The organism is Xanthobacter flavus (genome assembly GCF_017875275.1).
GTDB lineage: Bacteria > Pseudomonadota > Alphaproteobacteria > Rhizobiales > Xanthobacteraceae > Xanthobacter > Xanthobacter flavus_A.
In genome coordinates this window covers 873,510-893,014 of the sequence record NZ_JAGGML010000001.1, presented here as the reverse complement: position 1 = coordinate 893,014, position 19,505 = coordinate 873,510, and the positions used below count along the sequence as shown (strand labels likewise).

The 19,505-nt window shown below is 68.0% G+C and carries 18 protein-coding genes; 5 read left to right on the top strand and 13 right to left on the bottom strand.

Translation table 11 applies throughout. The annotated features are described in order from the left end of the window. Positions 1-3 precede the first annotated feature (3 nt). The 4 genes from J2126_RS04360 to J2126_RS04345 form a co-directional block, all read right to left on the bottom strand. Positions 4-711 (bottom strand): hypothetical protein, encoded by a 708-nt coding sequence (locus J2126_RS04360; protein ID WP_209484310.1) that lies wholly within the window; start codon positions 709-711, stop codon positions 4-6. Positions 712-818: 107 nt separating this feature from the next. Further along, positions 819-2,525, bottom strand: a complete 1,707-nt coding sequence (locus tag J2126_RS04355; RefSeq protein WP_348634226.1) for a uracil-xanthine permease family protein — start codon at positions 2,523-2,525, stop codon at positions 819-821. Positions 2,526-2,752: 227 nt separating this feature from the next. Next, the gene (locus J2126_RS04350) at positions 2,753-3,067 is read right to left on the bottom strand and encodes a hypothetical protein (protein WP_209484308.1); all 315 of its coding nucleotides are present in this window, start codon (positions 3,065-3,067) and stop codon (positions 2,753-2,755) included. Between the two features lie 97 nt (positions 3,068-3,164). Continuing rightward, positions 3,165-3,362 (bottom strand): DUF2735 domain-containing protein, encoded by a 198-nt coding sequence (locus J2126_RS04345; protein WP_209484306.1) that lies wholly within the window; start codon positions 3,360-3,362, stop codon positions 3,165-3,167. A 539-nt stretch (positions 3,363-3,901) separates the two neighbouring features. Here J2126_RS04345 and J2126_RS04340 point away from each other — a divergent pair. Together J2126_RS04340 and tam are read left to right on the top strand one after the other, a co-directional pair. After that, the gene (locus J2126_RS04340; RefSeq protein WP_209484304.1) at positions 3,902-4,936 is read left to right on the top strand and encodes a glutamine synthetase beta-grasp domain-containing protein; all 1,035 of its coding nucleotides are present in this window, start codon (positions 3,902-3,904) and stop codon (positions 4,934-4,936) included. A gap of 334 nt (positions 4,937-5,270) precedes the next feature. Continuing rightward, the gene (gene tam, locus J2126_RS04335; protein ID WP_209484302.1) at positions 5,271-6,044 is read left to right on the top strand and encodes a trans-aconitate 2-methyltransferase; all 774 of its coding nucleotides are present in this window, start codon (positions 5,271-5,273) and stop codon (positions 6,042-6,044) included. A 173-nt stretch (positions 6,045-6,217) separates the two neighbouring features. Here tam and J2126_RS04330 read toward each other — a convergent pair whose 3' ends face one another. The 8 genes from J2126_RS04330 to J2126_RS04295 form a co-directional block, all read right to left on the bottom strand. Beyond that, positions 6,218-7,009, bottom strand: a complete 792-nt coding sequence (locus J2126_RS04330) for a MetQ/NlpA family ABC transporter substrate-binding protein (protein WP_432445303.1) — start codon at positions 7,007-7,009, stop codon at positions 6,218-6,220. A 32-nt stretch (positions 7,010-7,041) separates the two neighbouring features. Further along, positions 7,042-7,728 (bottom strand): methionine ABC transporter permease, encoded by a 687-nt coding sequence (locus J2126_RS04325; RefSeq protein WP_371744954.1) that lies wholly within the window; start codon positions 7,726-7,728, stop codon positions 7,042-7,044. Continuing rightward, positions 7,721-8,863: a methionine ABC transporter ATP-binding protein gene (locus J2126_RS04320; RefSeq protein WP_209484298.1), complete on the bottom strand. Its 1,143-nt coding sequence runs from the start codon at positions 8,861-8,863 to the stop codon at positions 7,721-7,723. Before J2126_RS04320 ends, J2126_RS04325 begins: the two co-directional genes overlap by 8 nt. 290 nt (positions 8,864-9,153) lie before the next feature. Continuing rightward, on the bottom strand, positions 9,154-9,717 hold the full coding sequence (locus J2126_RS04315; protein WP_209484296.1) for a TetR/AcrR family transcriptional regulator: 564 nt from the start codon (positions 9,715-9,717) through the stop codon (positions 9,154-9,156). Beyond that, positions 9,717-10,181, bottom strand: a complete 465-nt coding sequence (locus J2126_RS04310; RefSeq protein ID WP_209484294.1) for a DUF1348 family protein — start codon at positions 10,179-10,181, stop codon at positions 9,717-9,719. Before J2126_RS04310 ends, J2126_RS04315 begins: the two co-directional genes overlap by 1 nt. Before the next feature lie 120 nt (positions 10,182-10,301). Continuing rightward, on the bottom strand, positions 10,302-13,433 hold the full coding sequence (locus J2126_RS04305) for an efflux RND transporter permease subunit (RefSeq protein ID WP_209484292.1): 3,132 nt from the start codon (positions 13,431-13,433) through the stop codon (positions 10,302-10,304). After that, positions 13,433-14,683, bottom strand: coding sequence for an efflux RND transporter periplasmic adaptor subunit (locus J2126_RS04300; RefSeq protein WP_245327199.1), 1,251 nt, complete (start codon positions 14,681-14,683; stop codon positions 13,433-13,435). Before J2126_RS04300 ends, J2126_RS04305 begins: the two co-directional genes overlap by 1 nt. A gap of 101 nt (positions 14,684-14,784) precedes the next feature. Next, positions 14,785-15,408 (bottom strand): TetR/AcrR family transcriptional regulator, encoded by a 624-nt coding sequence (locus J2126_RS04295; protein ID WP_209484288.1) that lies wholly within the window; start codon positions 15,406-15,408, stop codon positions 14,785-14,787. A gap of 342 nt (positions 15,409-15,750) precedes the next feature. On the opposite strand from J2126_RS04295, the gene J2126_RS04290 reads away from it, so the two are divergent. After that, complete coding sequence (locus J2126_RS04290) at positions 15,751-16,074, top strand: DUF3574 domain-containing protein (protein ID WP_209484285.1); 324 nt, start codon at positions 15,751-15,753, stop codon at positions 16,072-16,074. Between the two features lie 132 nt (positions 16,075-16,206). Then, entirely contained in the window at positions 16,207-16,920 is a 714-nt protein-coding gene (locus J2126_RS04285; RefSeq protein ID WP_209484283.1) for a sulfate transporter family protein, read from the top strand. Positions 16,921-16,925: 5 nt separating this feature from the next. Here J2126_RS04285 and J2126_RS04280 read toward each other — a convergent pair whose 3' ends face one another. Further along, positions 16,926-18,422: an alpha/beta hydrolase gene (locus J2126_RS04280; protein ID WP_209484281.1), complete on the bottom strand. Its 1,497-nt coding sequence runs from the start codon at positions 18,420-18,422 to the stop codon at positions 16,926-16,928. A gap of 260 nt (positions 18,423-18,682) precedes the next feature. Between J2126_RS04280 and J2126_RS04275 the strand changes: the two genes are divergently transcribed. Further along, entirely contained in the window at positions 18,683-19,150 is a 468-nt protein-coding gene (locus tag J2126_RS04275; RefSeq protein WP_209484279.1) for a DUF2948 family protein, read from the top strand. Positions 19,151-19,505: the final 355 nt, after the last annotated feature.

Sequence of the window (19,505 nt, the reverse complement as noted above, 5' to 3'; positions counted from 1 at the left end):
GTCTCACTTCTTCAGCTCGCGCACCTCGGCAGGCCTCTGGTTGATGGTGGTGCCCGTGGCGTCCGGGATGAATTCCAGCGGAACCGCCAGCATCCGGCCGCAGGCGGCGACCGTCCATGTCTCGCGCCATGGCCCGGTCTCCGGCGCCTTCTTGTCGCCGGAGGAAAGGCCGAACCCGTCGAAGGCGGTATCCGCCACCTCCATGTCCTTGCAGTCGCGCACCTTGGTGCCGGCGCCGATGAAGGCATAGGTGAGCCCGTCGCGCTGGAGCACCACATTGGCGCGGGTGCGGCCCGGCAGCGTGACGAGGAAGCGCACGCCCGACGGCTCGGCCCGGAACAGGATGTTGATGATCCGCTCCGCGCCGCAGCCGGAGACGGGATAATGCCCCCACCATGCGCCGGATTTCGGCAGGCCCTTGGCATCGAAGGCCACATCCTGTTGCAGCGTCACCGACACGTTGCCGTCGGTCAGCGAGCCGCAGGCGGGCAGCGAGACGGGGGGCACCTTCTTCCAGGCTGCGGCCAGTGCGGCCCGGTAGGCGTCCGAATAGAGATAGCTCTGGAATTTCTTCGGATCGGTTGCCTCCGGAGCTGTCGCCGCCCATCCGGTTCCCACCTGGAGGAGGAGCAGGCCGAGCATGAGGCCGGCGGGGCCCGGCCCAGTGCGGCGCGCGGCCCGGGTCCGGCCGTTGGTGTGGAAGATCGGCATGGTCCTGCCCCCAACGGTCTTGCCCCCAATGGTCCTGCCCCTGGGTCGCGCGATCGGAATTCAGCAGGCATACCACCGGTGTCAGGCCCCCGCCATGCAGGGCTGCGCTACTGGTCCACTTCGCAGCGCAATTCCTGCCGCCCGTCCGGCAGCGTGCGGCGGTGGGTGCGGTCGGACAGACGGGTGATGAGGAGGAAGGTGACGCCATTGAGCATCGCCTCCTCATCCACCTCGACATCGAATGTCGGCTTCGGCCCCGGCTGAAGTGCGCGTCCGGCCCAGGTGAAGGACACGTCCAGCACGAACTCGTCGAACCGCGTCGTCACCTCCACCGGTCCCTCCACCAGAGACGGGGCGGCGGTGGCGAATTCCTCCGCGATCTGGGCGATGCGCCCCACCTCGTCGGTGCGCGCGCCATCGGCGGCGGCGCTGTCCATGAGGAACTGGCGCAGCACCGCATGCCCCTCCGCGGTAGACCAGACGAGGCGGCGGCTCTTCACCGCGCCGATGCGGAACAGGGCATTGAGCGCAAGCGCCGTGAATAGCCCCAGCACCAGCGACGAGGTGACGATCTCGTGCACCGTCTCGGAAAGCGCCCGCGCGTAGAAATCCGGAATCTCGTCGAAGGAAATGCCGATGAGGAAGCCGAGGCCCACCACGATGGTGCGGCGCGCATCCAGCAGCCGCTGGCCGAGGATGGAGATGCCAGACAGCACGATGAAGGCGGAGGCGAACAGCAGCGCCGCCCCCAGCACCGGGCGGGGGATCGCCATCACCGCCACCGAGGAGCCGGGGATGAAGGCGAGCGCGATCCAGCCGATGCCGACGCCGAGCCCCACACGGCGCGCCTTCACCTCGGTGGCGACGGAGAGGCCCACACTGGCCGAATAGGTATTGAGGCCCATGGTGCCGATGAGCCCAGCGCACAGGGTGCCCAGGCCGTCGGCCATCACGCCGGCCTCGATGTTGGTATAATCCGGCCGGCGCCAATTGGGATCATTGGCGCGCTGGCTCGCCACCATGTCGCCGAAGCTGCGCAGGATGCAGGCGAGCGCCCCGGCGAGGAAGCCGGGCAGCAGCCCGATGCTGAAGCTCGGCACCACGATCGGCCAGCGGATGAGCTCCAGCATGGGCTTCACGCTAACCTGCGGCAGCGGTGCGCCGATGCCGAGGGCGAAATGCACCGCCGTGCCCACGGCGAGCCCCACCAGCACCGCCATGGCGCGCCACGGCGGACTGCCCCAGGCGGCGAGGGCGATCATCACCACGAGGCCGGCTGCCGCGCCGCCGCTGCCGGTGAGGGTGACGCTGGCCATGGACTGGCTGTAGCCCACCATCAGCTTGATGGCGACGATGCCGAGGATGATGCCGATGAGCATCACCACCAGCCCGACGATCTCGACGGGCAGGAAGGGGCGCACGCGGTGCATGATCCGGCTGAACAGCACCTCGGCGAGCCCGGCCGCAATCGTCATGCCCGCCACCGCCTCCAGCCCGCCCGCGCGGGCGGTAAAGAGGGCGGCGGGCAGATAGGCGGCGGTGAACACGGCGGGCAGGAGATAGCCGCAGCCGACTCGGGGCAGGAACAGGAGTGGCCGGCCCCAGCATTGGAACAGGGTCGCCACCCCCATGGCCAGCATGGCGAGGTCCAGATAGCGCCGCTGCATCTCGGCATCGGCGCCGGCCGCCTGCGCCACCAGCAGCGGGAACACCAGCGTCACCGCCATCAGGCCCATGTGCTGGGCCACGGAGCCCAAAAGCACCGCGAGCGGCGGGTGAGAATCGTGATCGTAACGCAGCCTGCCGCTTCCCACGCGCCTCTCCCCCAAACCGGCCGCTTGGCGGCTCTTCGTCTGCTCTGCCGAGACCCCGCTCAGGGCGGCCCGCGCGACTCATCTCGAATGGCGCGTGACCGCATGAGGCGATCCGGCGGAAACCGGCCGGGCCAGCCTAAAGGGTTTGGGAAAAAGGGGAAAGCGCTCTGGAGGCCCTGTCCCGCGCGCCGTGCGCGGGACCCTTGCCAGCAGGGCAGGCCGCGCGGCTACAGCGCCACGTAGATGAACTTGTCGGCCTTGAGGGCGGGGTAGTTGGCGCGCAGCGCGGTGGCGATCTTGCCCACCAGATCCTTGTCGCCAGCTGCGGAGGGGCCGACGAAATCGGTGCCGGCCATCCAGGTCTCGAAGAAGCCGTGGAGGCCCTCGTCATAATCCGCGCCGGTGGGATTGGCGGTCTTGTCGGCGAGGGTGGCGATGCCGTCCTTGCTCACTTCCAGTCGCCAGTCGCGGTCATCGACCACGGAGCCGATGAGGGCAGCAAGCTCCGCGTTCGTCCAGTCTGTCTTGAGGTCGAGGGCCATTGTCGCAAGTCCTACCCGAAAAGGTCTCGGGCAGGGCTCACGCAAGAAGCGGTCCAGCGCGGGCGAGGCGGCGAGGCGCCCCGCTCCCCGACGCGGATCAGCGACGGTTGGGGAGGTCGGCGGCCTTTACCGCCTCTTCGTGATACCAGCTGCTTCCGATCACGGCCTGCGCGGCTCCCATGGCGGCGATCTCGGCGGCCCATTTCGCCTCTTTGGCGGGCATGCCGTTCTTCGCGCCATTCTTCACTGGGAAGACATAGATTTTCGCCGTCTCGCGCTCGTGGTTCGCAGTCATCACTCCGGTCTCCTGTCCGATGAGCCTCCTAGGCGCCATCACTTGCAGACTTCATAACATGATTTGCCCCGTACATATACATCAATACGGGCAAATTTTAGTTTAATGCCTAAATTTTAGGCACAACTAAATTGACATCAGTCCGCCGATTTATTTGGGCGTTTGCTGCATGGCCCGCGCGCGTCTTTCGCAGTGCAGCGTGGTGCCTCTTCCTAAGCGTGGGTGCCGCGGTTTTGTTCCCGCGCTTCTGCCGATTGTACCCCGGCGCAAGGTCAGTGATCGGCAGATGCACAGGTCTTGGGCTGTGCGCCTAACGCTTCGGCCGATTCATGATGCATCGATGAGCGGCTTACGCAGCGGACGCGTGCAGAAAGCCCTTGTCCGGCTACGGGATCCCGGCTGGCACGCGGATTGCTAGATAAGCGCCGGCCCCCGCGGCCGGTGGATCCTTCACGGCCGGACGCTTCAAAGAGTTCCTGAAACAAAGAGTTCGAGAAGCAAAGTTCCGAATTTCACGTCATCGGCTCAGAGAGACTGCAATGCCAAAGTTTAAGCTCGAGTATATCTGGCTCGACGGCTACACCCCGGTTCCCAATCTCCGGGGCAAGACCCAGATCAAGGAATATGACGTGTTCCCGAGCCTCGAAGAGCTGCCGCTCTGGGGCTTCGACGGTTCGTCCACCCAGCAGGCCGAGGGCCGCAGCTCGGACTGCGTGCTGAAGCCGGTCGCCATCTATCCCGACCCGGCCCGCACCAACGGTGCCCTGGTGATGTGCGAAGTGATGATGCCGGATGGCGTCACCCCGCACCCCACCAACAAGCGCGCCACCATCCTCGATGATGCCGGCGCCTGGTTCGGCTTCGAGCAGGAATACTTCTTCTACAAGAACGGCCGTCCGCTCGGCTTCCCCGAGGCCGGCTACCCCGCGCCGCAGGGCCCCTATTACACGGGCGTCGGCTTCAAGAACGTGGGCGACGTCGCCCGCACCATCGTCGAGGAGCATCTCGACCTCTGCCTCGCCGCCGGGATCAACCACGAGGGCATCAACGCGGAAGTCGCGAAGGGCCAGTGGGAATTCCAGGTGTTCGGCAAGGGCTCCAAGAAGGCCGCCGACGAAGTGTGGATGGCCCGCTACCTGCTCCTGCGTCTCACCGAGAAGTATGGCGTGGACATCGAGTTCCACTGCAAGCCGCTCGGCGACACCGACTGGAACGGCTCGGGCATGCACGCCAACTTCTCCACGTCCTACATGCGTGAAGTGGGCGGCAAGGCGTATTTCGAGAACCTGATGGCGGCTTTCGAGGCCAACCTCGACGACCACATCGCCGTCTATGGCCCGGACAACCACATGCGCCTCACCGGCAAGCATGAGACCGCGCCGTGGAACAAGTTCTCCTACGGCGTCGCGGACCGTGGCGCGTCCATCCGCGTCCCCCACTCCTTCGTGAAGAACGACTACAAGGGCTATCTCGAGGATCGCCGCCCGAACTCCATGGGCGACCCCTACCAGATCGCCTCCCAGATCCTGAAGACCATTGCGTCGGTTCCCACCGACGTTTCGGCTGCGGCCTGACCACTTCGCCACGGCGCCCTCCGCGCGCCGTGGCGTTTTTTTGGGGGCCGAGACGGCCATTGCGTTCCGCTGCGGCCCGACCTTTCCGGCGCATGCTCTGCGGGCATTCCATCCAGAGCGCCTTGGGCGCCTTTCCTCCGGCCTTCGCCGTCGAGATCTCGCCGTCCGCACCCGATATTTTTCACGCCCCCACTGGCCCGCTCCCGCGGCGCGCGCCGCCGCCCGCAGAGAACTGCGCCATGCCCGTCGCCCCAGCGGCGAAGCTGGTATAAGCAGGGATATTCCTTGCGGCGCCGCGCCGTGGCGCCTCAGTCCCTCGCGCCGGGAGTCGCTGATGTCCGCCGACTGGAACGCCAGCCAGTATCTGAAGTTCGAGGACCAGCGCACCCGCCCGGCGCGCGATCTCCTCGCGGCGGTGCCGCTTGATGATGCGGCGTTCGTGGTGGATCTGGGGTGCGGACCCGGCAACTCCACCGAAATCCTCGCGCAGCGCTTCCCCCGCGCGGAACTCCTCGGCCTCGACACCTCGCCGGCCATGCTGGAGGCCGCCCGCGCCCGCCTGCCCGGCGTCGCCTTCGATCTCGCCGACGCCTCCACCTTCACCCTGCCGAAGCCGGCGGACCTGATCTACGCCAATGCCGTACTGCAATGGGTGCCGGACCACGCGGCGCTGCTGCCGCGGCTCATGTCCCTGCTGGCACCCGGCGGCGTGCTGGCGGTGCAGATGCCGGACAATCTGGAGGAGCCGTCCCATGTGGCCATGCGCGAGACCGCCATGTCCGGCCCTTGGGCGGACACGCTCCACGCTGCCACCCGCGCCCGCGCCGTTCTGCCCGAACCAGGCGCCTATTACGACATGCTGAAGCCCCACGCGGGGGCGGTGGACGTGTGGCACACCATCTACAACCACCCGCTCGATGGCATCCCGGCCATCGTGGAATGGGTGAAGGGCACGGGCCTGCGGCCCTTCATCGATCCGCTGGAGGGCGACGAACGCACGCAATTCCTGGAGGAATACGCCGCCCGCCTCGCGGATTCCTATCTGCCGCGGGTGGACGGCAAGGTGCTCCTCGCCTTCCCCCGCTTCTTCATCGTGGCGGTGAAGTAAGGGCCCGCGCGGCGCCTAAGTGAAGCTCCCGCCCGCTGTTCTGTCATCGCCCGCCTTGTACGGGCGATCCACGGTGCCGTTGGAGGGATCTAGGACCGGCGAGCGCAGGACGCGCGGCGAGGTGGATCCCCCGGACAAACCGGGGGATGACCGGGTGGTGGGGGCGCGCACCCTCACCAGCTCGGCAGCACCGCGCCCTTGAAGGTCTCAAGGATGAACGTGCGCGTCTCCGGCGAGTGGTAGGTCTCGACGAAGGTCTTCACCCACGGCTTGTCCTTGTCCTGCGCGCGCACGGCGATGACGTTGACGTAAGGCCCCTTGGGATCCTCGCGCAGGATGGGGTCCTTCACCGGGTCGAGCCCGGCCTCCTTCGCATAATTGGTGTTGATGCCCGCCGCCGCGAGGTCGGGGAGGGAGCGCGGCAATTGCGCCGCGTCGATCTCCACGAACTTCAGCTTCTTCGGGTTCTCCACCACGTCGATCACGGACGCCTTCACGCCAACGCCGTCCTTGAGCTTGATGATGCCCTTGTCGGCGAGCAGCAGCAGCACGCGCCCTCCGTTGGTGGGATCGTTGGGAATGCCGATGGAGGAGCCCGCCGGGATGTCCGCGAAGGTCTTGTACTTGGTGGAATAGATTCCGATGGGAAAGTTCACCGTGGTACCCACGGAGACGATCTTGTAGCCGCGATCGGCGATCTGGTTGTCGAGATAGGGCTGGTGCTGGAAGGAATTGGCCTCGATGTCGCCGGACGACAAAGCGGCATTGGGCACCACATAGTCGGAGAACTCGATTACCTTGATGTCGAGCCCCTTCTTGGCCGCCTCTTCCTTCACCTTCTCCAGGATCTGGGCGTGCGGGCCGGGGGTGACGCCGACCTTGATGGTCTCGGCGGCGGCGGAAAACGCGACGAGGGAAATGCCGGCGGCAAGCGCCAGCGCCAGGGCCTTCATGGAAACCTCCATCTGAATCTGAACGGGTCTGTGCGCGCCGGGGCTCAGCCGCGGCTGCGCTTGTCGAGGCGGCGGGCGAGGAGATCGCCGAGCGTCTGCACCGCCTGCACGAGGAGAATGAGCACGATCACCACCGCCGCCATCACCTCGGGCATGAAGCGCTGGTAGCCGAAGCGGATGCCGAGATCGCCGAGGCCGCCGCCGCCCACCGCGCCCACCATGGCCGAGTAGCCGAGCAGCGACACGGCGGCGAGGGTGAGGGCCAGCGTGATGGCGGGCAGCGCCTCGGGCAGCAGCACCTTGGCGACGATCTGGATGGGGCTCGCGCCCATGGCCCGCGCGGCTTCCACCAGCCCCTGGTCCACCTCGCGGATGGCCGCCTCGATGAGGCGCGCGATGAAGGGCGCCGCCGCCACGGTCAGCGGCACGATGGCCGCGCTGGTGCCGATGGAAGTGCCCGCCACGAGGCGGGTGAAGGGGATGATGGCGACCACGAGGATGATGAAGGGCGTGGAGCGCGCCGCATTCACCACGAGGCCGAGGGTCTGGTTGAGCCACGGCGCGGCGAACAACTCGCCCGCCCGGCTGGTGGCGAGGAACACGCCCAGCGGCAGGCCGATGAGCGTGCCGAGCGCGCCGGAGACGGCCACCATGTAGAGCGTCTGCTGGGTGGCGTCGATGATGAGGTCGACGATGGTCGGCGGCAGCAGGCCGAAGGTGATGTCAAACATAGCCGAGGACCTCCGCCGTCAGGTTGAGCCGCTCCACGGCATTGATGACGGCGCTCAGGGTGGGGGCGTCGCCGGGCACCGAGACCACGATGACGCCGAAGGGCGTGCCGGCGATTTCGTCCACCTGGGCCTGGATGATGTTCACGTCCACCGAGAGCAGGCGCGACACCCGCGACAGCACCGGGTCCTGTGCGTGCTCGCCAGTGAAGACGATGCGCAGCACGGCCTGGTCGCGTCCCTCGCGCGGCTCGGCGGACAGGCGCTCGGCGACGCGGCGCGGCAGGCTCTTGGCAGTGAGCGCGGCGAGGAAGGAGCGGGTGGTGGAATGGCGCGGGCGGGCGAACACCTCGTAGGTGGCGCCGTCCTCCACGATGCGGCCACCGTCGATCACCGCCACCTTGTCGGCCACCGCCTTGATGACCGCCATCTCGTGGGTGATGAGCAGCACGGTGAGATTCAGCTCCGCATTCACCCGGCGCAGCAGCGCGAGGATCTGCTCGGTGGTTTCGGGATCGAGCGCCGAGGTGGCCTCGTCTGAGAGCAGCACGCGGGGGCGGGTGGCGAGCGCGCGGGCGATGCCGACGCGCTGCTTCTGGCCGCCGGAAAGTTCTGCGGGGTAGCGGTCGCGCTTGTCGGAGAGGCCGACGAGATCGAGCAGCGGCTCCACCCGCGCCTTGATTTCAGCGCGCGGGACGCCGGCGATCTCCAGCGGCAGGGCCACATTGTCGAAGGCGGTGCGGCGCGCCAGCAGGTTGAAGTGCTGGAAGATCATGCCGATGGAGCGGCGCTCCTTGCGCAGCGCGGCCTCATCGAGGGCGCCGATGTCCACGTCGTCCACCAGCACGCGCCCGCCGGTGGGCTTCTCCAGCCCGTTGACGAGGCGGATGAGGGTGGACTTGCCCGCCCCCGACCGGCCGATGACGCCGAGGATCGCGCCCTCCGGCACGTCCAGCGTGATGTCGGAGAGGGCATGCACCGCCGCATGGCCGCGGCGCGCCGGAAAGGTCTTCGCCACCCGCTCGAAGCGGATGATGGAGCGCGCGGGAGCCGGGATGGCGGCGGGAGAAACGACAGGCGAAACGGACGGTTCGGGGAGGGTAGGCACGGCGGCCGCCAAAGTCAGGGGGGCGTTCATGAAAGGCTCCGGCATCACCGGCTGTTCGTCAATCCGGTCCTTCGCCCGGCGCAGTTAAGCGGCGGCAGGGGGGCGGAGGCGGGAACAGGCGGCTTGGGAAAGGATGGGTGTCGGCGCAACCGGGACTGGGCCGCGCCTGGCGCGGCATTCGGCGGTTTCACGCCGCTCCAGCGGCTGTCAGCGACACATCATCATGGCAGGGCCCATCCGTTCCGGGGCGAACATGGCGGCAATATCGTTCGGTTTATCGAACGCGTCAAGTCTGAATAAAGTTGATTATATTGGTCGGATTATAGCCCGTCCAGCAGCCGCCGGCCCAGCCGCTCCAGCGCCCGGCCGAACACGGCGGGATCATTCAGCGCGCGGGCCAGCACCAGCGCGCCCTGGATGGCGAGCACCGCCTCCTCCGCCCGGTCGTCCGCTTCAGCGGAAGGCAGGCCGGCGCGGGCGAGGGCGGCGGCGAGGGCATCGCGCCAGCGGGCGAAGTAGGATGCGACCGCTTCACCGAACCGGTCCCGCACCTCGCCGAGGGCGAACACGCCCACGAGGCACACCCGCCGGCCGGAGCGGAAATAGGCATCGGTGCGCGCCAGCATGTCCCGCACCGCGGCGGCCGGGTCGTCGTCCGCGCGCAGGGGGGCGTAGACGTTGGCCTCGAACCAGCCATCGATCTCCCGGAGCACGGCGGCCGCCATCTCCTCCTTCCCGCCGGGGAAGAAGTGATAGAGGCTGCCCTTGCCGAGCCCGGTGCGGGCGGTGATGTGGGCGAGGCTCGCCCCCTCGTATCCGTGCTCGCGGAACACCTCGCCCAGGAGGGGCAGGATGTCCGCGCGCTCGGCCACCGTTCGTGCCATCACATCCCCAGTTCGGTGAGGCCCGGATGGTCCGCCGGACGCGGGCCGAGGGGCCACAGGAAGCGGCGGTCGCTTTCGGCGATCGCCACGTCGTTGATGGAGGCTTCGCGCCGGCGCATCAGGCCCTCGGCGTCGAACTCCCACTGCTCGTTGCCATAGGAGCGGTACCACGCGCCATCGGCATCGTGCCACTCATACTGGAAGCGCACCGCGATGCGGTTGTCGTTCAGCCCCCACAGCTCCTTGATGAGGCGATAGTCCAGCTCCCGCCGCCACTTGGCGGTGAGGAAGGTGACGATCTCGGTGCGGCCGGCGAGGAAGTCGGAGCGGTTCCGCCAGCGGCTGTCCGGCGTGTAGGCGAGGGAGACGCGCTCCGGGTCGCGGGTGTTCCAAGCATCCTCCGCCATGCGCACCTTCTGCGCGGCGGTCTCGACGGTGAAGGGCGGCAGCGGCGGGCGGGCCATGGGTCTCTCCTGTACCGATCAGTCAATAATGTACTGAATGGTACACATGGCGACACGAGTCAAGCGGCCCTCCCGTCCGGAGGGAGGGGAGGGCCGCTGGATGGGCAGATGAAGGGCGGGCTACTCGCCGGCCGGATGGTTCAGGGCCGGAGGCAGGTCGCGGCCGTCCGGCTCGTCCTTGCCGCCGATGAAGCGGCCGAAGATGCGGCCGAGGAAGTGGCTCAGATCGTCCATCACCGTGAACACCGCCGGCACGAACACCAGCGACAGCACGGTGGAGGTGATGAGGCCGCCGATGACCGCGATGGCCATGGGTGCGCGGAAGGCGCCGCCTTCGCCCAGCGCCAGCGCCGAGGGCACCATGCCGGCCACCATGGCGATGGTGGTCATTACGATGGGCTGCGCCCGCTTGCGGCCGGCCTCGATGAGGGAGGTGAAGCGGTCGACGCCCTGGTGCATGGACTCGATGGCGAAATCCACAAGCAGGATGGCGTTCTTGGTCACGATGCCCATCAGCATCAGGAAGCCGATGACCACGGGCATGGACACCGAGTTGCCGGTGATGAGCAGCGCGATGAAGGCGCCGCCCACGCTCAGCGGCAGCGAGACGAGGATGGTGATGGGCTGCAGGATGTCGTGGAACAGCAGCACCAGCACCGCCAGCACCAGCATCAGCCCCGCCGCCATGGCCATGGCGAAGCCGGAGAACACCTCGGCCATGATCTCCGCGTCGCCGGCCTCCTTCAGCGTCACGCCGGCGGGCAGGTTCTGCGCCGCGGGCAGGGCCTTCACCTTGGCGAGGGCGTCGCCCAAAGGCGTATCGCCCACGAGGTCCGCCTCCACCGCCACGCGGCGGGCGCGGTCGTAGCGGTCGAGGGCGGTCGGTCCCTTGCCGAACTGGACGTCCGCCACGGCGGAAAGCGGCACCGCGCCGCCGGAGGCGGTGGGCACCTTCAGCGCATCGAAGGTGGACAGCCGGGTTCGCGCGTTCTCGGCGAGCTGCACGCGGATGTCGATCTGCCGGTCCTTGGCGGAGAACTTGGCGAGGTTGGCGGAGATGTCGCCGATGGTGGCGATGCGCACCGTCTCGGCGATGGTGTCCACCGAGACGCCCAGTTCGGCCGCCTCGTCGAGCTTGGGCACGATGCGGATCTCCGGCCGGTCGAGGGCGGCGGAGGAAACCACGTTGGCGAGCTCCGGCACGTCGGCGCGCACCGCCTTCTCCACCGCCACCGCGGCCTCGGCCACCGCCGCGCCGTCGCTGCCGGAGAGGATGACCTCGAAGCCGCGCTGGGTGTTCTGTCCGTTCTGGCTCCAGGAGACGCGCAGGTCGGGCATGGTGGCCAGCGTCTTCGAGAATTGGGTCTCGAAGGTCTTCTGGTCGATCTTGCGCGCGCTGCGGGGCTTCAGGTTGATGACGATCTGCGCCTTGCGCACCTCGCCGGAGGACAGCGCGAGGCCGCCGGAGCCGCCGGAGCCGGCGGTGGCGTAGACACTCTTCACCTCGGGCAGGCTGAGCGCCGCGCGGGCGATCTCGTCCGACACCTTCTGCGTCTCCGCCAGCGTGCTGCCGGGCGGCAACTCCACCGAGAGGAGGGCGCGCGAGATGTCGTTGGTGGGCAGGAAGCCCGAGGGCAGCAGGGTCGAGAGCCAGATGGAGCCGGCGAAGATGGCGATGCCCATGCCGATGGTGGCGAAGCGGTGCCGCACCGACCAGCCGAGCAGGCGCACATAGCCGCGCATGACGGCGCCGTCCCGGCCCTCGCGGTGGCCGGTGTCCTTCATGAAATAGGCCGCCACCAGTGGCGTGATGAGCCGGGCCACGGCCAGCGAGAACAGCACGGCGATGGCGACCGTCAGGCCGAACTGCTTGAAATACTGGCCCGCGATGCCGCCCATGAAGGACACGGGCGCGAACACCGCGGCGATGGTGAGGGTGGTCGCCACCACCGCGAGGCCGATCTCGTCCGCCGCCTCGATGGCCGCGCGATAGGGCGATTTGCCCATGCGCATGTGGCGGACGATGTTTTCGATCTCCACGATGGCGTCGTCCACCAGGATGCCGGTGACGAGGGTGATTGCGAGCAGGCTCACCGCGTTCAGCGAGAAGCCCAGCATGTCCATGACCCAGAAGGTGGGCAGGATGGACAAGGGGATGGCGAGGGCGGTGATGAGGGTCGCGCGGATGTCGCGCAGGAACAGGAACACCACGATGACCGCGAGGATCGCGCCCTCGATCAGCGTGTGCATGGCGCTTTCATAGTCCGACTTGGTGAAGCGGACCGTGGTGTCGATCTCGGTGACGGTGACGTCGGGATGGGCAGCGCGCAGCTTGTCAAGCTCTTCGGTCACGCGGTCATAGACCGTCACGTCCGAGAAGCCCTTGGCGCGGTAGACGCCAAAGGCCACCACGCTCTTGCCGTCGAGGCGGGCGAACACGCGTTGCTCGGCCGCGCCATCCACCACGGTGCCAAGTTCGCCGAGGCGCACCGAGCGGCCATTGGAGAGCACGATGCGGGTGTCGGCGAGCGCTTCCACGGAGGAGGCGCCGGCGAGTGTGCGGATGGGCTGCTCCTGCGTGCCCACCTCGCCCCGGCCGCCGGAAACGTCGAGATTGGTGGCACGCAACTGGCGGCTCACCTCGGCGGCGGTGATGCCGAGCGACATGAGCCGGTCGGGATCGAGCGCGATGCGGATCTCGCGGTCGACGCCGCCCTGCCGCTTCACCTGCGCCACGCCGCGCACGCCCTGCAGGGCGCGGGCGAGGGTATCGTCGATGAACCAGCTCACCTGCTCCGTCGTCATGTTGGGCGCGGAGACCGCGTAGGTGACGATGGGCAGGCCTTCGATGTCGATGCGCTGGATCTGCGGCTCGTCGATGGAGCGGGGCAGGTCCATGCGGATCTTGGTGATGGCGTCGCGCGTGTCGTTCACGGCGCGGTCCACCAGCGTTTCCAGATGGAATTCCACCAGCGTGACGCTCGCCCCCTCGCTGATTGAGGAGGTGATGTGCTTGACGCCGGAGATGCCGGCGATGGCGTTCTCCACCTTCTTCGTCACCTGCGTCTCCAGCTCGCTCGGCGCGGCGCCGGACTGGGTGACGGTGACCATGACGATGGGCAGGTCGATGTTCGGCATCTGCGTCACCGGGAGTTCCCGGAAATGCACGATGCCGAGCGCCGTCAGGATGAAGAAGAAGACGAGGGCGGGGACGGGCTTGCGGATCGCCCAGGCGGAGACGTTGAGAGCCATCAGCGCGCCTCGCCAAGGGAGAGCGGCGCGCGCGCCGGTGTCACCCGGTCGCCGTCCCGCAGGAAGCTGCCGGCCCGCGCCACCACGTCCGCGTCGGCGGAGAGCCCCTCGGTGACGAGGATGCGCCCATCCTTCTTGAGGCCGGGGGTGACGCGCTGGATGCCGACGATGCCGTCGGTGACGGTGAGCACATAGGCGCCCTCCGCATCGAACATGACGGCGGACTGGGGCAGGCTGAGACCCTTCACCTCGCCGAGCGCGATCACCGCGCGGCCATAGGCGCCGGACTTCAGGCGCGGGTCGTCGGGCAAGGCGATCTTCACCTTGCCGAGGCGCGAGGCGCGGTCCACCTCGGCGGAAACGAGGCGCACCTTGCCGCCGATGGGCTCGTCGAAGCCGGCCGGCACGACCTGGACGGAAAGCCCGTCCTTCATGCGCGGCATGGCGCCTTCGGGCACGTCGGCGTCGAGGTCCATGGCGCCGTCCTCGGCGATGCGGAACAACGGCGCGGCGCGGGTGGACAAGGCGATGGCGCCAAGCTTCGCCTCGCGCGAAAGCACGAGGCCGGAGGCGGGGGCGCGCACGTCGGTGCGCTTCAGCTTCACGTCCAGCTCGTCGCGCTGCGCCTTCACGAACACTGCTTCCGCCTGGGCGGCGATCAGCGTCTCGCGGGCGGCGGCGACCTGGGCGGTGGCGACCTTGGCCGCGCGCTCGCGCTGCTCCAGCTGCTCCTGAGAGGAGGTGCCGGTCTTGCTGAGCTGGCGGGTGCGCTCCACCGCCGAATTGGCCTCGGTCTCCTGCGCGATGGCCTGGTCAAGGGCGGCCTGCTGCTGGGCGATGGCGGCGCGGGCCTTGGCGGCGGAGGCGGTGTTCTGGGCGAGCTGGGTCTCCAGCACGTCGCGCGACAGGCGGGCGAGCACCTGGCCCTTCTGGACCCGGTCTCCGGCCTCCACCAGAATCTCCATGAGGCGATAGCCCTCGATCTCCGGCCCCACCTCGATCTCCTCGCGCGGCTTGATGGAGCCGGTGACGAGCAGCGTGTCGGTCAGGGTATCGGGCCGGGGCTTCACCACCGTCACCGAGAGCGCGGCCGCGCGGGCCGCCTCGGCCGCCTTGGCCGGATCGGCTGCGACGGCGGGAGGCGCGGCAAGGGCTCCGGCGGCAAGGGCTCCGGCGGCGAAAGCCGAGACGGCAAGGCGGGAAGCCGCAGAGCGGGCGGGACGGAGCGCCGGACGGACGGACGCAGACATGGTGGACAGAACCTCGTTCCGGATGGGCGCGGGACCGTGCGGCTGAACCGCGGCATTCCCGTGACGCAAGACAAGGGCGATGCAGTTCTTGAGTGTGCGTGTCATTCCGGCACCGCTTTCGGTTGGGCCGGGGATAGCATCCGGCGCACCATCGCCTCGATCTCGGGCAGCCGGTCCTCCAGCTGCCATTCGGGATGCAACTGGTGATGCAGGAGCAGGCCGTCGCCGACGACCTGCAGCATCATGGCGACCAGGTCCGGGTCGAGCGCGGGGTCGATCTCACCCTGCCTTTCGGCGGCAGCGAGGGCGTCGGCCAGAAGGATGCTGGTTTCCGCCTCGCAAGGTTCGATCGCCTTGCGCAGGTCAGCGTTGCGGATCGCCTCTGCCTGAATCTCCGGTCCGAGCCGTGCTGTGGCGATATTGCGCTCTGTGAACAGGATGCGCAGGCACGCGACCATCCCGCCCAGCACCGACGGCGCCTTGGTGATCATGTCGAACATGCCGAGCCGTTCGGCCCGCTCGCCCTCGACGATGGCGGCGATGAGCGATTCCTTGGAGGGGAAATAGCGGTAGAGCGCCCCCGGGCTCATGCCCGCCTCGGCGCAGATCTTCTGCATGGACGCGCCATGGAAGCCGTCGCGGCCGAAGCAGACCACGGCGGCATCGAGGATGCGCTTGCGCTGTTCCTGCTTGTGGTCCGGACGCGAGGCGGCAGCGTCGCGCATCGCGGTCTCTGGGAAGGAACGTGACATCTGGGCGGGTCGACACCTTGCAGGATGGCTGAGAGCGAATGTTCGTTCGCAATAATCCAACCAAGTCCCCGACGCAAGAGTGAACGTTCGTTCGCAGCGCTTGAGCCGCCGCCGCTTGCGGCATTGCGCCGGGCCGCCAATGCTCGCATTTCCAGCGGAGCCCCGATTCCCGATGCCGCTTCCAATGCCCGTTTCCGTCAGAACCCGCCAAGCGCGGCTTTGTGCCGCGGTCCTTTTGGCCGGCCTGCTTCTTTCCACCACCGCACACGCCGAGGAGGCCGCCCCGCGACGCTCCAGCCGGGCATGAGCGTGGTGATGATCGAGACCAAGCTCCTCTTCGGCCTCGCTAGCGCCGACGGCAGCGGGGTGAGCGAGCAGGAATGGGAGGGCTTCCTCGCCCGCGAGGTGACGCCCCGCTTCCCGGACGGACTCACCGTGATCGCCGCCTACGGCCAGGTGAAGGGCGAGGCGCATGGTTCGGCGCAGGTGGTGCGCGAGGGCATGCGCCTCGTACTGATCTACCACCCCGACACGCCCGAGGCGGCGGCGAAGCTGGCGGAGATCCGCAGGCTCTTTTCCGAGCGGTTTCATCAGTGGGGCGTGCTGCAGGTGACCAATGCGGTCCGCGTCACGCTGTGAGGCTCCTGCATCGCTCGGCCGCCGCGCGGGTTCATCTTGCTTGGCGCACTTGAGCCGTGAGGCCCCACACCCTACCTCTCGCCCACACCTCCGGCCTTTGCGCCTGAGGGGCCGCGCTCACCGGGAGAGACCATGCTCGCCGCCGCCATCCTCGCCCTGCGCCAGACCTTCTCGCCGCTGCTGCGCGGCGTGCTCCTGAAATCCATGGGGCTGGCGCTGGCGCTGCTCATCGGCCTCGCGGTGGGGCTGGAGGCGGCGCTGACGCACTTCGTCGAGATCTCGTCCTATCCGTGGATCGAGACCACGCTGGCCGTGATCGCGGGGCTGGGGCTGGTGTTCGGCGTGGTCTATCTGATGCCGGCGGTGTCCTCGCTGGTGGCCGGCCTCTTCCTCGACGAGGTGGCCGAGCGGGTGGAGGCCGCGACCTATCCCAACGATCCGCCCGGCCAGCCGCAGCCCTTCCTGCGCGCGCTGCTCTATTCCCTGCGCTTCTTCGGGCTGGTGCTGCTCGTCAACCTCGCGGCCCTGTTGCTGCTGCTGGTGCCGGGGGTGAACGTCATCATCTTCTACGTGGCCAACGCCTATCTCATCAGCCGGGAATATTTCGAGCTGGCGGCCATGCGCTACCGCTCGCCCGAGGAGGCGCGGGCGCTCCGGCGGGCGAACGGGGTGAAGGTGTTCGTCGCCGGCCTTTTGATCGCGCCCATCCTGTTCGTGCCGATCCTCAACCTCATCCTGCCGGTGTTCGGCACCGCCTTCATGGTGCATTTCCACCGCCGCCTCGCCCCGCTGCCGGCAGCACGCGGCGCCGATGGCACGCTGGTAATTGAAGGCCGCCGGGTCTGACGCTATCAGGGCGCCCGCGCCGGCGGCAGTCCCGCGGCGACGCGTTCTTCCAGATAGGGAAAGAAGGGATTCGACGACATGCGGACCAGCATGTCCACGCCCACGACCAGCGCGCCATATTCCCCCCGCGCCGCGATATCGCCGAGGCGGATGCCGAACTTTTCCGCCGGGTCCGGATCGAGCCCGTAGAGCCCGTCCGACAGCGGGAAGGGCACCGCGACATGGGAGAGCGAATAGACATCGTCCGGATAGGGGGCGCTGAGCGGCCGCACGGTTTCCTCGCGCGCGCCGGCCGGCGTCTCGCGCACCACGGTTGTGGCGGCGCCGGGCGCCGCATTGCCGATGACGGCGGTGCGGAAGCGGCGCGGCGCCGGGGGCAGCAGGGTTGCGATGGCGGTATCGGAGCGCCGTGTCAGCAGGTCCTCGAACTGGCCAGAGCGGTTGATGTCGAACAGCACCAGCTCGCTGCCATTGTCCTCCAGCCGCGCGTGCAACTGTTCGATCACCGCCCGCGCGCTCACCGTGTGGTCGAGCACCGACTGGAAGGTGAGCACCGGCGCGAGGCCCGTAAGGCGGCCGGAGCGGGCGTGGCGCTCGATATTGGCTTGCAGGAGCTGGGTCAGCGCGAAGGATTCGCGCGCGGCATGCACCGGGAAGGAATTGTACTTGAAGGGGTTGAATTCCGGCACGATGTTCAGCCACGCCGCCTTGGCGAAGGCCGGGAAGATGGCCGGAAGCCCCGCGAGGCCGGCGAAGCGGGCGAATTCCGTCACCCCCACCATGGGCGACATCAGCACGATGCGGGCCGGCCGCACCAGCGCGGGATCGTCCAGCGCGTCGAGCGCATGCATCAGCGCCAGCGCGCCGCCGTTGGAATAGCCGACGATATGCACCGGCCGGTCCGGCCCCACGCGCCTGCGGGCCTCGCGCATGGCGAGGCGTGTGGCGGCGATCCACTCCTCGTGGCCGATTTCCGTCAGCGATCCGGGCACGGTGCCGTGTCCGGGCAGGCGCAGCACGATGGCGATGAAGCCATGGTCCGCATAAAGCTGCGCCAGATGCCGGTGGCTGTAGGGGGAATCGGTCAGGCCGTGCAGGAATACCGCCGCCCCCGCCGGCTCGCCCCCATCTTCCCGCGCCTTGGGCTGAAGCACGTAGGTGCGGTTGAAGTCCTGCGCGAAGCCGGGCGGGTAGATGGGGCTGGAGGCGAAGTAGCGGTTGAAGCGGACGCGATCCTCCGGGTCCACCTTGTCGGTCACATTGGCCTTCACGCCAGCGAAGGCCTTGTCCTCGGCGGCCATGTAGGCGGCGAGGTCGGCGCGCGCGAGTTCGCTGCGGCTCAGCTCCGGCGGGTGGTAGGTGTGCCAGCGGTCAAGGGGCGGGCCGCGCTGGGAATCCACCGCCCGCACCACGAAGACCGTGGCGATGACCGCGAAGATCAGCAGCGCCGCGATTTTCACCGTGCGCTTCGTTCCCCGCCACATGAACCCGACCGCCCCCATCCGTGCCTCCCCCGTCGCGGGGCGAACCTACAGGGCGCAGCCTTGCCGGCAAAGCACGCCGACGCGACCGCCCGTGCGCCCTGATCGAGCGTGGCCGGATGCGCGCCGGCGCCCGGTGAAGGCACCGGCCGCGCCCCCTCTCCCCTTGCGGGAGAGGGGAGAACAGCCGGCAGCGGGACCACCTTCCCCCCCCCCAGCCCCTTGCGGGCGGCGGGTGGCGTCGCTATCTGCGGTTCACGCCCCCAAGAGGCTGCATCGCAATGGAAAACCTGAAGCTCATCGCCCTCGACGAGGAAGACCTCGCCATTTTTTCCGCCCATCTGCAGGATGCGGTGGTGAAGAAGGTGGACATGGGCTTCCTGCCCCGGCTGCAGCGTTTTGCCCTGGTGCTGAACCGCTTCGACTGGGACCAGAAGGTCGCCGCCAACGAGACGGTGCGCCGCCGCACCGGCCTGCATTTCGAGCGGGTGCGGGACGTGAAGTGCCGCGGCATGGAGGAGGCGCAGCGGACCGGCGTGCTCAATCTTCTCGCCGTCACCTTCATGCCGGGCGATCAGCCCTCGGGCTTCGTCTATCTCACCTTCTCCGGCGGTGCCGAGGTGCGGCTCGAGGTGGAGTGCATCGAGGCCGGCCTCAGGGATCTCGGCCCGGCTTGGGGCTGCACCCATGCGCCCAGGCATCCGGAAGTTGCCGATCCCGCCGCCAGTCCAGGCGGTAGCGCAGGATAGGGTCCTCGCCCAAAACCCAAGAATTCGAACCGCGTATGATCCGTGCGTATCGCAGGGTCGTAACGTTCTGGCGATGATTGATGATGACGCTGACACAGGCGGTCAGCGTCACTCTGGAATCGTCGCTATGAAATGTGTCATGAATGCACGTAGTTAATGGTGGCCAGGGGCTGCCAAGGACAAAACACCTATACTTATGTCGCGCGGCACTTCAAATAATGCGACCAGTCGTCGTTCGATCCTGACTTATGGCAGCATAATTCTCGTATCCATCGCCTCTTATTTTGCTCTCCTCCATTTGGACATTTTTCATCCTTTGTTTTCGCTGGGGTCTAGGCATGAAGTCTGGTATCTC

What these genes read in the sequence shown, in the direction of transcription:
- J2126_RS04360 (WP_209484310.1), bottom strand. Translation starts at nt 711, where the DNA reads ATGCCGATCTTCCACACCAACGGCCGGACCCGGGCCGCGCGCCGCACT.
- J2126_RS04350 (WP_209484308.1), bottom strand. Translation starts at nt 3,067, where the DNA reads ATGGCCCTCGACCTCAAGACAGACTGGACGAACGCGGAGCTTGCTGCC.
- J2126_RS04345 (WP_209484306.1), bottom strand. Translation starts at nt 3,362, where the DNA reads ATGACTGCGAACCACGAGCGCGAGACGGCGAAAATCTATGTCTTCCCA.
- J2126_RS04340 (WP_209484304.1), top strand. Translation starts at nt 3,902, where the DNA reads ATGCCAAAGTTTAAGCTCGAGTATATCTGGCTCGACGGCTACACCCCG.
- tam (WP_209484302.1), top strand. Translation starts at nt 5,271, where the DNA reads ATGTCCGCCGACTGGAACGCCAGCCAGTATCTGAAGTTCGAGGACCAG.
- J2126_RS04330 (WP_432445303.1), bottom strand. Translation starts at nt 7,009, where the DNA reads ATGGAGGTTTCCATGAAGGCCCTGGCGCTGGCGCTTGCCGCCGGCATT.
- J2126_RS04325 (WP_371744954.1), bottom strand. Translation starts at nt 7,728, where the DNA reads ATGTTTGACATCACCTTCGGCCTGCTGCCGCCGACCATCGTCGACCTC.
- J2126_RS04320 (WP_209484298.1), bottom strand. Translation starts at nt 8,863, where the DNA reads ATGAACGCCCCCCTGACTTTGGCGGCCGCCGTGCCTACCCTCCCCGAA.
- J2126_RS04315 (WP_209484296.1), bottom strand. Translation starts at nt 9,717, where the DNA reads ATGGCACGAACGGTGGCCGAGCGCGCGGACATCCTGCCCCTCCTGGGC.
- J2126_RS04310 (WP_209484294.1), bottom strand. Translation starts at nt 10,181, where the DNA reads ATGGCCCGCCCGCCGCTGCCGCCCTTCACCGTCGAGACCGCCGCGCAG.
- J2126_RS04305 (WP_209484292.1), bottom strand. Translation starts at nt 13,433, where the DNA reads ATGGCTCTCAACGTCTCCGCCTGGGCGATCCGCAAGCCCGTCCCCGCC.
- J2126_RS04300 (WP_245327199.1), bottom strand. Translation starts at nt 14,683, where the DNA reads ATGTCTGCGTCCGTCCGTCCGGCGCTCCGTCCCGCCCGCTCTGCGGCT.
- J2126_RS04295 (WP_209484288.1), bottom strand. Translation starts at nt 15,408, where the DNA reads ATGCGCGACGCTGCCGCCTCGCGTCCGGACCACAAGCAGGAACAGCGC.
- J2126_RS04290 (WP_209484285.1), top strand. Translation starts at nt 15,751, where the DNA reads ATGATCGAGACCAAGCTCCTCTTCGGCCTCGCTAGCGCCGACGGCAGC.
- J2126_RS04285 (WP_209484283.1), top strand. Translation starts at nt 16,207, where the DNA reads ATGCTCGCCGCCGCCATCCTCGCCCTGCGCCAGACCTTCTCGCCGCTG.
- J2126_RS04280 (WP_209484281.1), bottom strand. Translation starts at nt 18,422, where the DNA reads ATGGGGGCGGTCGGGTTCATGTGGCGGGGAACGAAGCGCACGGTGAAA.
- J2126_RS04275 (WP_209484279.1), top strand. Translation starts at nt 18,683, where the DNA reads ATGGAAAACCTGAAGCTCATCGCCCTCGACGAGGAAGACCTCGCCATT.